The organism is Bacteroidales bacterium (assembly GCA_021157585.1).
Classification (GTDB): Bacteria; Bacteroidota; Bacteroidia; order Bacteroidales; family UBA12170; genus UBA12170.
This window is the reverse complement of record JAGGWH010000177.1, coordinates 1-14572: the sequence shown is the minus strand read 5'-3', so window position 1 is coordinate 14572 and position 14572 is coordinate 1. Positions and strand designations below refer to the sequence as shown.

Genomic DNA, 14572 nt, shown 5'->3' with positions numbered 1-14572 from the left:
TTTCTCTAATAATATCAATAATTTATCAGAATGGGATTAGTATTAAGACGATTACACCTTTCTTGAATAATATCTTTTTTACAATATTATTTATTTGCCATAAAAAGAAAATGTGTTTGTTATGTTTTATATTTGTTACCGCCAAGCAAATAAAACGACAAAATGCGGTGATTAAAAAGATAAACACCTTGAAAAAAGCAGAGAATATTTCATTTGTGGAGAATAATTAGTATATTTACCGCATATTATGCATAGAATAAAGATTTACATATACGAACAAGACAATTGGCCCTATTTTACTTGGGACAATAAAAAAGTAATGTTAAAACTTGGAGAAACAAGAAACCTTCAAGGTAAACTTTTAGGGAAAATGGAAACTCTTGGTTTTGACCTACAAAACGAAGCTGTATTAGACACTTTAACATTAGATGTAATAAAATCATCAGAAATAGAAGGTGAGTTTCTGGAAAAAGAACAAGTACGTTCTTCAATTGCAAGAAGATTAGGACTTGATATTGCAGGTTCTGTTTATTCAGAAAGAAATGTTGAAGGAGTTGTTGAAATGATGTTAGATGCAACTCAACGATATTCAACACCATTAAATTCAGATAGATTATTTGACTGGCACGCCGCTTTATTTCCAACAGGAAGAAATAATATGCATAAAATTATTGTTGCTAATTGGAGAAAAGCCCCTATGCAAGTAGTTTCCGGACCTATGGGAAAGGAGAAGGTACATTATGAAGCACCTAAACCTGAGCTAGTAGCCCAAGAAATGGATGTATTCCTAAATTGGTTTGAAAATGAAGATGGATTAGATTTAGTATTAAAAGCATCAATTGCACATTTATGGTTTGTAACAATCCATCCATTTGATGATGGAAACGGAAGAATAGCAAGAGTAATAACTGATATGTTATTAGCACGTTCGGATAAAAGTATGCAAAGATTTTATAGTATGTCAGCACAAATCAGACTTGAACGAAAGGAATATTATAATATATTAGAAAAAACACAAAAAGGTCATTTAGATATTACTGAATGGATATTATGGTTTTTAAATTGTTTAACAAATGCGATAAACGCTACGGAAGAAATTTTATCAAAAGTGCTGTATAAAGCAGAATTTTGGAAATTACATTCCACTACTATCCTTAATGTAAGGCAGCAAAAAATGATAAATAAACTACTTGATGGATTTAATGGTAAGTTGACCTCTTCAAAATGGGGAAAGATAAATAAATGCTCTCAGGACACAGCCTTAAGAGATATTCAAGATTTGATGAAGAAAAATATTTTACAGAAAGAAGCAAGCGGTGGACGAAGTACAAATTATGAATTAGTAAAAATTGAGTAATAATCAAAAAAAATAAAGCAATGTCAGACAGAATGATTAAGCAGTTTATGGAAATGGTTCAGATTGATAGTGAATCGAGTAATGAGGCAAATTTTATTAATTATCTTGAAAAAGAATACCAAAAATTGGGTGCTAAAACCGAACAAGATAGTTATGGAAATCTTATTGCTAAGTTACCTGCCAAAGGATGTAAAGGTAAAGACCCTGTTCTATTATCCTGTCACGCTGATACTGTAAAACCCGGTATAGGTATAGAACCTATTTTAGAAGATGGAGTCATTAGATCAAAGGGAGACACTATACTTGGTGCCGATGATAAAGCAGGTATAGCTGAAATGTTGGAAGCCATTAGAATTGCTGAAGTTTATCCGCCTATTGAAGTCGCTATTTCTCGAGAAGAAGAAATAGGTTTGTTTGGTGTTAAAAATCTTGATTATTCAAAATTAACGGCAAAAAAAGGATTCTTACTCGATAATGATACTTTAGATACAATTATCATTGGAGGTCCATCATATTTTACTTTTGATGTTACTGTAAAAGGAAAATCGGCTCATGCCGGAATGGAACCCGAAAAAGGAATTAATGCTATACTTGCTGCTTCTAAAGCAATAGTTGCCTTAAAACAAGGTAGAATAGATTATGAAACTACTGCTAATGTTGGAATAATTGAAGGAGGAATTGTTCGTAATGGAGTTCCTGATAAAGTAGTTTTTAAAGCAGAATGTAGAAGTTTATCGCACGAAAAAGCCGAGAAGTTGGCAGACGAAATGAAAACGATTATAAGTCGTGAAGTGGAATCTATGGGTGCTCAAGTAGAAATTATTGAAAGTAATTTATGTAAAGCCGTCGATATCCCTGAAAATTCATTTACTGTTGATTTATCAAAAAAAGCTCTTAAAACGGTTGGAATAGATGCTAAGGCAACTTTTATGACCGGTTTTACAGATGCATCTATATATAACAATATGGGGATAGAAATGGCTGTTGTGGGTATTGGAGCAAGAAATGAGCATGCTCTTGATGAACATATCTATATTGAAGATATGGAAAAAGCACTCAAGATGATTGTTGAACTGTTGAGATTGTCTGCTCAGTAAATAATTGAATACAAAATTTATTGTAAACTGAGATTTTTACAAAGGGATATTAGAGAGGAAATCCTAAGCTAAAATAAAAGTAAAATTCACTATTACTAATATTTTGTGAGACAGCAATTTTTAGTGGTCCAATAACAGAATCATAGGATATGCTTCCCATCCAACTAAATATTGTTTCGCCTTCAATCCTCAATGATTCTTCCGAATATGTTTCGGCATGATTAATAAATGCAATATGTTCAGTGAATAGGTTTACATACCAATTATCACCAATTTTTTGTTGCATGCCAAGTCCAAATTTTAGAAAATTATCCGTAGCAATTTGATATGGTTTAATACCAGCTTGATTAAAAGTATTTAATCGTGTGTTAAATCCGCTTCCCCCTAAGAAGAATTTATCGGCATAAAAAGGAATGGAACTCATATATCCCAATGTAAATTCCGAAATAATAGAGAATTGGTTTTTTATTTTAAGATAGTGTTTGAAATCTATTATTACAATATTGTTTTCGTTAGAAATAGCATTAAACATACCATCATCATTATAAGACGATTTGGGATTAAGCATTCTTCTATACATCACTTTTAATTTAATTCCTTTAGTTGGAAAAACAGGATGATTGAGAGTATTTATTTTATAAGATGTTTCTATGGTAAAACTATTTGAAGTTACTGCGTCAATACCATATAGATTTTCCAAGCCGCCTTGCAAATGAAAATAATTAGTTAAGTGAGAGGCTTTAAATTCTATTTTTGAATTGGTTGTTGGTGAAAAGCCTAAACAGCTACAAAAATTTAATTGATTATTTCTGAATTGACCCAAAGAAACAATTAGACTATTATCAAACTCATAATAATTGGGTATGACAATACTTTGTGTGTTAATACCTAAACCAAATAATAAACGTTTTCTTTTTCCTCCAACAATATTATACCTCAAGTTTGCTCTGGGATATTGAGAAATATCTATTGTTAAATTGAGCTTTGAAGAACTTACCAATAAATGTTTATACGAGGTATTTATAAATAAACCGGCACCAAAGAAATTATCGTAATAAACGCTGGCATTAAAATGTATTTTATCTTTTTCAAGCACTTCAAAGATCAGATCGAATTTGTCGCCATTTTTAACAAATCGGTATTCTACCTTATCAAAAATTAATGTTCCGTAAAGTCTTTTTACTGCTGCATTTACTTGCTTACTGCTAATTATGCTATTTTCTTCAAGTTCAGATAAAGCAACGATAAAATCTTTACTTCTAGACTTTAAACCTAACACTTGAATATTGCCAATAGGTAATTCATTATTGATGTGAGGCAATTCAAAGTTCTTTTTAACAGGAAATTTTTTTAGGGAATCAGATAAAGCCTTTAATTGAGTATAAACATCTTTTTGGCGTGCTGCAGCTTCTCCAATATTTATTATTTCATCAGCTTTCCCGAAACTTTCTACTCCCAGTTTACCTAATGCAGGAGCTATTTTTATATCTAACTTATTCATTTGCTTTCTGGAATTTACAACTCCCATAAAAGAAGCTGAATAAGTTAATACTTCCAGCATTGTTTTAAAATCATCAACTTCGGCGTTTTCATTAGAACCTACATATACACCAATTATAATGTCGGCTCCCATATCAATGCATTCTTGTACAGGAAAATTATTAAGTACTCCTCCGTCAACTAATAACATTTTGTCTTTTATAACGGGTGTAAAGGCTGTGGGGATAGCCATGCTTGCACGCATTGCTTGAGCTAAACTACCTGAATCAAACACAATATATTTACCTGAGATAATATCTGTGGCAGCGCAGCGAAAAGGAATAGGGAAATCATCAAAAGAATCTATTCCGGTTGAACGCCAACATAATTCTGAGAAGAATTCTGAAATACTCTGACCGCCCACAACACCCAAAGGAAGTCCAACTTTATCGATACTATTTCCCGATAAATTTAATTGGTAATTTCGATAATTTTCTTTTACGTTGTATCCAATTTGATTATAGCTTAATTCATCGTTAAAAATAATATTCCAATCTACAGCTTTTGTTATACTGTCCAGCTCTTTAGCAGAATATCCAATAGAATACAAACCGCCAACAATAGAGCCCATACTCACTCCGGTAATATAATCCGGATGGATATTTAGCTCCTCGAGAACTTTTAACACTCCAACATGAGCAAGACCTTTGGCACCACCTCCGCTAAGTACCAAACCTATTTTAGGTCGTTTTATTTCTTTATTAATTACTGTTTTCTGAGCTTTGACAATAGGACTAAGAAAAAGCATAAAAATAAGTGTGGTTATAAATGAAATGCTAATCTTGTACATGAATAGAGTCCTTAAGTGTTAGAATTTAAGTTCTAACAAATATACAAAATATCTGTGGCTTTGTTGTTTACTGTGGCTGTATATTTCTGTTAATTTTTGCCTTTAGGTTTTATCATATTCTCGGGTTTAAGAATTTCATCTAATTTTTCTTTCGATAAGAGTTTCTTTTCTAAAACCAAATCATAAACACCACCTCCGCTTTCTAAGGCTTCTTTAGCAAGTGCACTTGCATTATCATATCCAATATATGGATTCAAAGCAGTAACAATACCAATGCTGTTCTTAATCATATTACGACAATGTTCCTCGTTAGCCGTAATACCCTGAACACATCTGTGATTAAGTGCATCCATACCATTTTTCAGCATCTCGATAGATTCAAATAAGCTTTGTACAATAACAGGTTCAAATACATTTAATTCTAATTGTCCGTGTTCGGCAGCAAGTCCAACAGTTAAATCATTACCTATAACTTTAAACGCAATTTGGTTTACAACTTCAGGGATTACCGGATTTACCTTCCCCGGCATAATGGTTGAACCGGGTTGCATAGCCGGTAGATTTATTTCATTAAATCCGGCACGTGGACCACTGGACATTAGTCGAAGGTCGTTACTCATTTTTGATAGCTTAGTGGCTAAGCGTTTTATGGCTCCGGAATAAGCAATAAATGAGCCTGTATCCTGAGTTGCTTCAATAAGATTTGAAGCCAGTTTAATATCCATTCCCGTAATCTCACGTAAGTGACGAATTACCTTTGGGCTGTATCCGACCTCTGCATTTATTCCGGTTCCAATGGCTGTTCCTCCCATATTTACTTCAAGAAAATAGGACGCATTATGGTTCAAATTATCAATTTCTTCCGCAAGTGTAACTGCATAAGCCTCAAATGATTGTCCTAATGACATAGGTACGGCATCTTGTAGCTGTGTACGACCCATTTTTAAGATATGTGCAAACTCTCGGCTTTTTTCTTCAATAGCCTTGATGAGCTTACTTAAAACTTCAATTAATTTTTTATTGCTGTTGATTAAGGCAATTTTTATAGCCGTTGGATAAGCATCGTTAGTGGATTGTGATAAATTGATGTGATTATTAGGATGACAATATTCATATTCGCCTTTAGAGTGACCTAAAATTTCCAAAGCGCGATTTGCAATCACTTCATTGGCATTCATATTTGTAGATGTTCCGGCACCTCCCTGAATCATATCCACGACAAAGTGATAATGGTAACGATCTGATATTATCTCCTGACAAGCCTGAACAATAGCATTAGTAAGAGTTTGGTCAATAAGACCTAATTCGTTATTGGCTTTTGCCGCTGCCATTTTAACCATAGCCAAAGACTTAATTAAAACGGGATAAAAATTTAAAGTAACACCACTAATATTAAAATTTTCTGTCGCTCTAAGTGTTTGTATACCGTGATAGCTTTCGTATGGAACTTCTCTATTCCCTAACAGATCATGTTCTGTACGCGTTTTTCCTGATACGTATTGAGATGCACTCTGATTTGCCATGGTATTGGCGTGTTGCATCCGTCGAGAGATAATTCTGGCTACATTAGAGAGGACTTTTACCGCAATAGATCCATTCTCATAAAAAAAGGAATTATCAAGTAAAAGCATTTCAGAATCTTTACTAATTCTTGCACTTGTTGAATGTGGTGCATCATCCATCAAAGAACCTTCTCCAAAGAAGTCTCCCGAACCAAAAAAAGTTAATTTTTTTTCTTCTCCGTAAGAGTTTCTTGTAAATAATTCTACCTCTCCTTTATAAACGATAAAAATGTGTTTTCGTGCAGATCCTTGTTCAAAAAGATAGTCTCCTGAATTATATGATTTTTGATAAATATTATTTGCTATCCCAATAAGCTCGGGCTGTTCTATTCCTCTAAAAATCTCTATTTTTTTAATGAAATTTACTGTTCTATTTTTATCCATGGATTCTGTATTTTAAAAAAGAAACAAAGGTATTAACTATTCCAATCTAAAGTGAATTATTTAACGATATCTTAGCAATTTAACTTCTGTTACTCTAAAAATTATTTAACGATTTTATTTGAAGAAAAACTTGATAACTTTGGGGGACTTAAAAATAACATCTTCTTTTAAAAATTAGAAATAATTGAAAATGAATTTAGAATACTTACTTGATTATAATCCGATATTATTGGCACTTGGGGCTACATTATTTACTTGGGCAATGACTGCTTTGGGTTCTTCTATGGTTTTCTTCTTTAAAACCATCAATCAAAAAGTATTAAATTCCATGTTAGGTTTTGCAGCAGGAGTGATGATTGCCGCCAGTTTTTGGTCATTATTAAAACCTGCCATTGAGATGAGTGAAGAAGCCGGCACTCAGGGATGGATACCGGCAGTAATAGGGTTCCTGTCTGGTGGCGCTTTTTTATTATTAATTGATAAGATTTTACCCCATTTGCATATGGGACTTTCTACTGATAAAGCCGAAGGAATAAAAACACATTGGCAAAGAAGTATATTATTGGTTATGGCAATTACATTACATAATATTCCCGAAGGATTAGCCGTTGGTGTTGCTTTTGGTGCTTTAGCTCATAATCCTGATGTGGGAGTGCTTGCCGGAGCGGTAGTATTAGCTATTGGTATAGGAATTCAGAATTTTCCCGAAGGTGCTGCTGTGTCTATTCCTCTTCGTAGGGAAGGAATGCCAAGACTAAAATCTTTTAATTACGGGCAATTATCAGGAGTTGTAGAGCCCATAGCCGGAGTTCTTGGAGCGTACCTGGTTTTAGTAATGACTCCTTTGCTTCCTTATGCCTTATCCTTTGCTGCCGGAGCAATGATTTTTGTTGTTATAGAAGAACTAATTCCCGAAGCTCAGACGGGTAATGAAACTGATTTTTCGACTATTGGTGCTATGATAGGATTTGCAATAATGATGTTTCTTGATGTTTCTTTGGGTTAAAAGGAGGGTTTATTTTGATATAAAAAAATAGGGCTGTCAAACTTTTTGACAGCCCTATTTTAAAATTAATAATTTTTATTCTTCCCAATATCTATGGCGTTCAGGAACATTATTAAATAATACTCCTCCGGCTTCTTCAAATGCTTTTTCCAGTGCAGGAAGTTTAACCGTAAACAAATTGTTTATAGTATCTGCCTGACCGACAAAGGCTTCATGAGCAAGAGCAAACTGTTCTTTTTGAGCTCCTGTGATATCGGCTTCGGCAGAAGCAGTGGTATATTGTGCAAAGCGAATTCTGCTTGACACACTATTTTTAGCTCCAAAACCACCAATAACAACCTTAGCAACATCGTCAATCTCTTTTTGTAAATCAGCCATTTTATTAACCAAAACACTGGCTTCAACAGGCATATTTGCTAACATTTTTTTCATGTTCGATATACGTGTATTCATATTCTGAATTTTTACACGAGCCGCATTTACTTGTGCATTCAAATCATTCACATCTTTTAAGAAATTGAAATTTGCAGCGTAATCAGGTGTTCCCAATGCGTTAGGCAATGATATAACTTTAAAAGTCTGTGGCTCTACTAAGCGAGTGAATACGCCGTCTATGTTTTTATCAATGGCTACGGTATAATCTCCAGGAGGAACTTTTGGTCCACGATCAGTCAAATAACGTAAGTCCCAATTTATGCTGTTATAACCGCTGCTTAAAGAAGTTGTAAGTTTTCGCATAATATTGTCATCGGCATCATAAACAGTAAAAACCAATGTTGGCTTAGCCTCTGTTGCTTCAGCTCTCAATACATCTTCAGAAGGATAATTAGAGGCTGTAATATCGGTTTTAGTTCTTTTAGCCTTTAGCGATTTGTATCCATCTTTAATATAATATTCAAATTTAGCTGATGGGTTTGGGTTTGGTGTTCTAAAATGAACATCACCTTGATAATTTAGATTGCTTGAAGGATAATACATTAAAGCATCACTAATTTTAAATAGATGCGCCTCTTTCTTCGCAAGATTTTCGCTTAATTCGCGCAAAGCAGAATAATTATCCATAACATAAAATCCACGACCAAAAGTAGCAACAACCAAATCGTTTTCACGTTTTTGAATTGTTAAATCTTTCACTTGAACCGGAGGAATTCCGTTTTTGAGCTGAACCCATTTCTTACCACCGTCAATAGTTGTCCAAACGCCCCACTCTGTCCCGATAAATAAGATATTAGGATTCTCAAAATCTTCTTGAATAACGTAAACAGTTCCGGATGGAAGGTTAGAAGCTATAGAAGTCCAAGTTTTTCCTTTATCGGTACTTTTTATTAAATAAGGAGTAAAATCACTGCTGTTCTTACGCCCGTCAAAACAAGCATAAACCGTACTTTCATCGTATTGAGAAGGAAGCACATAATTCACGAAAGTCATATCCGGAATACCGGGGAATGAGCTGTATTTTGTCCAGTTTTCACCATCATTTTCGGTAATCCAAATTAAACCATCATCGGTTCCTACATACATCATTCCTTTTTTCAAAGGAGACTCAGATAAAGCAAAGATATTTCCAAATTTAGAAGTCGACATATTTTTGGCAATAGCTTCAGGAGGCCAAATCTTACCCATCATTGGTAAAGTATTCTGGTCTATCTGACGTGTTAAATCGCCACTGATTTTTTTCCAACTACCACCCATATCGGTACTTTTCAACACATAATTACCACCGATATATAAAGTTTTAGAATCGAAATGGCTGATAAAGTAAGGTGTATTCCAGTTCCAAGTATATTCCTCATCAGTAGTTGGTTGAGGCTTAATAGAAATGCTATTTCCTGTTGTCTCATCATATCTTCTGATACCGCAATACTGTGATGAGTGATAAGAAATACCGGGATTATTTGGGTCTGGAGTAGATAAATAACCATCGCCACCAATAGTATAAGTCCAGTCGCTATTTACCAAGTATCTGCGATGTGTTTGAGAAGGTCCAAACCAAGAACCATTGTCTTGAGCACCACCATACACATTATAGAAAGGATAATCGTTATCCACTCTTACGTGATAATATTGAGTGATGGGAAGATTGCTTGCAAACTGCCAAGTTTCTGCTCCATCATAGGTTTCGTACAATCCACCGTCACAGCCCATCAGGTAATGATCGGTATTGTCAGGATTTATCCATAGTGCGTGATTATCAACATGTTTATTGCGACCTTCAATATTTTCCCAAGTTTTACCCCCATCTTTTGAGCGACCGGCACGGGTATCCATTAATATAACTATATCTTGATTGATAGGATCGGCATAAAGTTCGTTATAATACTGAGGGCTGCTTGCAATTTTATTGCTGCGTTTTTCCCAGCTTTCGCCTCTATCAGAAGAACGATAAAGCCCTCCTTTATTCCCGGGAAGTTCTATTACAGCATAAAGAATATCAGGATTTGCAGGCGATAAAGCTAAGCCAATACGACCAACATCACCTTTTGGAAGTCCTTTGCTTAGTTTAGTCCATGTAGCTCCTGCATCAACAGATTTGTAGATAGCAGATTCCGGTCCACCATCAATCTTGGAATAGACACGGCGCTCTCTCTGATGAGAAGCAGCATATAACACATCAGGGTTTCTTGGATCCATTTCCATATCGGAGACTCCGGTATATTCACCAATATTTAAAACTCTGTTCCACGTTTTACCGCCATCAGTAGTTTTATATAAACCACGTTCACCACCCGGTCCCCAAGCTTGTCCTTGAGCAGCAACATAAACCACATTGCTGTTTCTGGGATCGATCATAATTTTTCCAATCTGTGAGCTTGTTTTCAAACCCATATTGGTAAATGATTTTCCACCATCTGTGGTTTTATAAACACCATCGCCATAGGCGAGATTTCTTTGACTATTGTTTTCGCCTGTTCCAACCCAAACAACATTAGAATTGTTGGGATCCATAGCAAGACATCCAATGGAGAATACAGATTGATTATCGAATATGGGTTTAAAGGTTGTTCCATGATTCATAGTCTTCCATAATCCACCGGCAGCTGTTCCAACATAATACTCAGAAGTATTATCAGGATTTACAGCTAAGTCAGAAATTCTTCCTGAATAAGCTGCAGGGCCAAGACTTCTGAATTTAAGCATTTTTACCATTTGATCAGTAAGTTCAAATTGCTTTGTTGTTACTGTTGTTTTTTTCTTTCTGCGTTGCGCATTGGCTTGCATTGAAGGGAGCATAAATAAAGTGAGTAGGAATGCAAGCATCCAACCATTGATTCTTATCATTTTCATATTTTAGGATTTAAGTTAATTAATATGATTTGTGTGGCATAAAAGTAAGCAATTTATTTATTATTTATTCGAGTCATAATTGCTATAAATTTGCAAACGCTATGGAAAAGAAAAAGAAGACTCACCCGAAAGAGAAACCACGTTTACATATAAGGAGTAAACATCGCAAACGTTATGATTTTAAACAGCTTATTGAAAGCTGCCCTGATTTAGCTCAATTTGTAAAGTTAAATATTTATAATGATGAATCGATTGATTTTTTCGATCCGGAAGCAGTAAAAATGCTAAATACGGCTTTATTGAAGCATTATTATGCGATAGAAAATTGGGATATACCAGAAGGATATTTAGTTCCACCCATTCCGGGTCGTGCCGATTATATCCACCATATTGCCGACATTTTGAGTAGCAAAAACTTTGGGAATATACCCAAAGGCAAGCATATAAAATGTCTCGATATCGGAACTGGCGCCAATTGTATTTATCCTATTATTGGAAATGCAGAGTATGAATGGACATTTGTGGGCACTGAAATTGATCCTGTGGCAATAGAATCTGCAAATAAAATCATTGATAGTAACTCTTCCTTAATAGGAAATATTGAAATCCGATTGCAAGCCAATCCAAAAGACATTTTTTTTGGAGCTATTCAAAAGGAGGAACGCTTTGATTTGAGTATTTGCAATCCACCTTTTCATGCTTCGCAAGAAGAAGCTCAAAAGGGAAGTTTAAGAAAACTAAGCAACCTCACTCACGAAAAAGTTACAGGAGTAAGTCGTAATTTTGGTGGACAAAGCCATGAGTTATGGTGCGATGGAGGCGAAGAAAAGTTTATCAAAAATATGATTCGGGAGAGTAAGCATTTTGCGAATTCCTGTTTTTGGTTTTCTACCTTAGTATCAAAGAAATCCAACTTGAAAAATGCTTATAATGCTCTTAAAAAAGAAGAAGCGGTAGAGGTAAAAACTATTCCTATGGGACAAGGGAATAAGGGTTCTCGACTTATTGCTTGGACTTTTTTAAGTCCTGAAGAACAACAAGAGTGGATTAAAACAAGATGGACGTAAAATATTCAACTTATTTATCCTTCATTTGATATAAAAATATAGGTTTTGACGACTTAAATGTCGATGCTGATGGTTTTCAGAGAAGATTTAACATTGGCTATGAGGCAGGAAAAGCAGTTGTTGAAGAAAATATATGATATGTATATTTTTGTGTCTCAAATGATTAAAAATTATTTTAATTAAATAATAAAATTTTCTTGCAAAATAGAGAAATAGGTCTTTATTTTGCTGCATATGAAAACAACAATGAATTTAAATAATTGGTGGTGGCGCAATATTGATTCCGAGATGGAGAAATAGAACGTTGCAATTATTATGATATATATAGCCGCGGGTGTTTCACCTGCGGTTTTTTTTTGCTTAAAAATTAAAAAACACAATGAAACAAAAAGTCCAAAATACAGAACAGATGGTTTTCCGATGGCGAAACTTGATTTAATGGGGCCTTAGCCTAGCATTAAAAACATAAGTTTATAAAAATATCATATAAAATCATCTTTAAAAAATTAAAACAATGAATAATCAAACAGTAATAAATAACACAAAAGAAATTAATCTTGATGCAGTAAATGGAAAATTTGGTGAATATGGTGGAATATTTGTTCCTCCTGTTTTAGAAGGAAAACTTTTAAATCTTTTTGAAGTTTTTGAAAAGACTCGTAATGATAGTAGCTTTCAGGAAGAGTATGCTTACTATCTAAAACAATTTGTTGGGCGGCCTTCTCCTCTCTATTATGCACATCGTTTGTCTGAGCATATTGGTTCCAAAATTTATTTAAAACGCGAAGACCTTAATCATACAGGATCTCATAAAATAAATAATGCTATTGGTCAGATTTTATTGGCAAAACGTATGGGTGCAACCGAGATTGTTGCTGAAACGGGAGCAGGACAACATGGTGTTGCAACGGCAACAGCAGCTGCACTTTTTGGAATTAAATGTAAAGTGTTTATGGGAGCTGAAGATGTTCGGCGTCAGAAAATGAATGTGAGTCGTATTAAGCTTTTAGGAGCAGAATTGGTTGTAACCAATGAAGGAAGAGGAACATTAAAAGATGCCGTGGATGCTGCTTTAGGATATTATATTGAAAACCCTGATGTTTATTATTTACTTGGATCTCAAGTAGGTCCACATCCTTATCCAACTATGGTAGGATATTTTCAAAGTATTATCGGTCGCGAAGCAAAAAAACAATTTATTGAACGTGAAGGTCGTTTGCCCGATAACCTTATTGCTTGTGTTGGTGGTGGCTCTAATGCTATAGGACTTTTTAATGACTTTTTAAAAGATGCTGAAGTTGCATTATTTGGTGCAGAAGGTGGTGGTGTTGGACCTGTTTTAGGCGAAACAGCAGCTACGCTGACTTTAGGTCGACAAGGCGTATTCCAAGGAACTTATTCTTATGCTCTAACAGACAAAAATGGTGTTGTTTATCCAACTCGTTCTATTGCTGCCGGTTTGGATTATCCAGGTATTAGTCCGCAACATGCTTTATTAAAAGATACTGCAAGAGCGGAATATCATCTTATTACCGATAAAGAGGCTGTTGAAGGATTTGAACTTCTTTCACGTCTTGAAGGTATTATTCCGGCTATCGAATCTGCACATGCTATTGCTTTGGCTCAAAAAATATTAAAGAATAAACCTGAGCAAATTAGTATTATCAATTTAAGTGGTCGCGGTGATAAAGATGTAGATCGTGAATTAATATAAAAAAATTGAGTGTTCCATTTTTTGTTAAACCCGAAGAAATATCAAATTTTTCGGGTTTTTTTTATTGACTTAAAAATATATCTTTCATCAAAACTAATTCCAAAATCATCTAATATTTTTTTGTATTCTTCAATAAACAAAACTTTCTGATGGTGTTTCTTTTGATTTTTAATATAATTGATAACTTTCGGTATTTGCGATTTACTGTATGAGAAAGCACCGTAACCTTGTTGCCAAACAAATTTCCCATTAACAAGCCGGTTTTCATTTATCCATTTTGAAGAATCGCCTTTAATATCTTGCATTAATTCAGATAAAGATTGAGTTGGTCTCATTCCAATTAAAATATGGATATGGTCTGGCATTCCGTTTATTGCTAATAATTTGTGATCATTATTTTGAATAATCCCGCTAATGTATTTATATAATCTATTCTCCCATTTTGTAGAAATTAAAGATGCTCTATTTTGAACTACAAAAACCAAATGAAGATGAATCTGTGTAAATGTGTTTGCCATAGCCGTATATTTTTATGAGAAATATCTAAAATCAAGAAGTTGTTCATTGATAAATATTGACCACCATTTCATAGCACAGATGGTGGTGTAACTCTGCCTAAGATACAAAATATTTTTTTACATTAATCAGTACCGTAGGTACTAAAGCTTGGTAAAAACATAATAGAAAAATCTCTCGTCCCATACGGGACGATACTTTCTCGTGATTCGGTTTTACCAATATCGAATCCCTACGGGATTTATATTTATATAA

Annotated in this window: 10 protein-coding genes; 6 read left to right on the top strand and 4 right to left on the bottom strand. The window is 34.3% G+C overall.

What is annotated here, in order from left to right:
- The 3 genes from J7K39_12425 to J7K39_12415 all read left to right on the top strand — a co-directional run.
- The coding region (locus J7K39_12425) for a hypothetical protein (GenBank protein ID MCD6180700.1) at positions 1-230 on the top strand (230 nt) is incomplete at its 5' end.
- A gap of 17 nt (positions 231-247) precedes the next feature.
- The gene (locus tag J7K39_12420; GenBank protein ID MCD6180699.1) at positions 248-1357 is read left to right on the top strand and encodes a Fic family protein; all 1110 of its coding nucleotides are present in this window, start codon (positions 248-250) and stop codon (positions 1355-1357) included.
- Positions 1358-1377: 20 nt separating this feature from the next.
- Positions 1378-2454: a M20/M25/M40 family metallo-hydrolase gene (locus tag J7K39_12415; protein ID MCD6180698.1), complete on the top strand. Its 1077-nt coding sequence runs from the start codon at positions 1378-1380 to the stop codon at positions 2452-2454.
- 49 nt (positions 2455-2503) lie between these two features.
- Here the strand turns inward: J7K39_12415 and J7K39_12410 are convergent, their stop codons facing one another.
- Positions 2504-4783 (bottom strand): patatin-like phospholipase family protein, encoded by a 2280-nt coding sequence (locus tag J7K39_12410; protein ID MCD6180697.1) that lies wholly within the window; start codon positions 4781-4783, stop codon positions 2504-2506.
- Between the two features lie 89 nt (positions 4784-4872).
- Complete coding sequence (gene aspA / locus J7K39_12405; GenBank protein MCD6180696.1) at positions 4873-6729, bottom strand: aspartate ammonia-lyase; 1857 nt, start codon at positions 6727-6729, stop codon at positions 4873-4875.
- Between the two features lie 190 nt (positions 6730-6919).
- Between aspA and J7K39_12400 the strand changes: the two genes are divergently transcribed.
- Complete coding sequence (locus J7K39_12400; GenBank protein MCD6180695.1) at positions 6920-7735, top strand: ZIP family metal transporter; 816 nt, start codon at positions 6920-6922, stop codon at positions 7733-7735.
- Between the two features lie 75 nt (positions 7736-7810).
- On the opposite strand, the gene J7K39_12395 is transcribed toward J7K39_12400, so the two are convergent.
- Positions 7811-11014: a hypothetical protein gene (locus tag J7K39_12395; protein ID MCD6180694.1), complete on the bottom strand. Its 3204-nt coding sequence runs from the start codon at positions 11012-11014 to the stop codon at positions 7811-7813.
- A 107-nt stretch (positions 11015-11121) separates the two neighbouring features.
- Between J7K39_12395 and rlmF the strand changes: the two genes are divergently transcribed.
- The gene (gene rlmF / locus J7K39_12390; protein MCD6180693.1) at positions 11122-12087 is read left to right on the top strand and encodes a 23S rRNA (adenine(1618)-N(6))-methyltransferase RlmF; all 966 of its coding nucleotides are present in this window, start codon (positions 11122-11124) and stop codon (positions 12085-12087) included.
- A 514-nt stretch (positions 12088-12601) separates the two neighbouring features.
- Positions 12602-13801, top strand: a complete 1200-nt coding sequence (gene trpB / locus J7K39_12385; protein MCD6180692.1) for a tryptophan synthase subunit beta — start codon at positions 12602-12604, stop codon at positions 13799-13801.
- Positions 13802-13842: 41 nt separating this feature from the next.
- Here trpB and tnpA read toward each other — a convergent pair whose 3' ends face one another.
- The gene (gene tnpA / locus J7K39_12380) at positions 13843-14319 is read right to left on the bottom strand and encodes an IS200/IS605 family transposase (protein MCD6180691.1); all 477 of its coding nucleotides are present in this window, start codon (positions 14317-14319) and stop codon (positions 13843-13845) included.
- Positions 14320-14572: the final 253 nt, after the last annotated feature.

What these genes read in the sequence shown, in the direction of transcription:
- J7K39_12420 (MCD6180699.1), top strand. Translation starts at nt 248, where the DNA reads ATGCATAGAATAAAGATTTACATATACGAACAAGACAATTGGCCCTAT.
- J7K39_12415 (MCD6180698.1), top strand. Translation starts at nt 1,378, where the DNA reads ATGTCAGACAGAATGATTAAGCAGTTTATGGAAATGGTTCAGATTGAT.
- J7K39_12410 (MCD6180697.1), bottom strand. Translation starts at nt 4,783, where the DNA reads ATGTACAAGATTAGCATTTCATTTATAACCACACTTATTTTTATGCTT.
- aspA (MCD6180696.1), bottom strand. Translation starts at nt 6,729, where the DNA reads ATGGATAAAAATAGAACAGTAAATTTCATTAAAAAAATAGAGATTTTT.
- J7K39_12400 (MCD6180695.1), top strand. Translation starts at nt 6,920, where the DNA reads ATGAATTTAGAATACTTACTTGATTATAATCCGATATTATTGGCACTT.
- J7K39_12395 (MCD6180694.1), bottom strand. Translation starts at nt 11,014, where the DNA reads ATGATAAGAATCAATGGTTGGATGCTTGCATTCCTACTCACTTTATTT.
- rlmF (MCD6180693.1), top strand. Translation starts at nt 11,122, where the DNA reads ATGGAAAAGAAAAAGAAGACTCACCCGAAAGAGAAACCACGTTTACAT.
- trpB (MCD6180692.1), top strand. Translation starts at nt 12,602, where the DNA reads ATGAATAATCAAACAGTAATAAATAACACAAAAGAAATTAATCTTGAT.
- tnpA (MCD6180691.1), bottom strand. Translation starts at nt 14,319, where the DNA reads ATGGCAAACACATTTACACAGATTCATCTTCATTTGGTTTTTGTAGTT.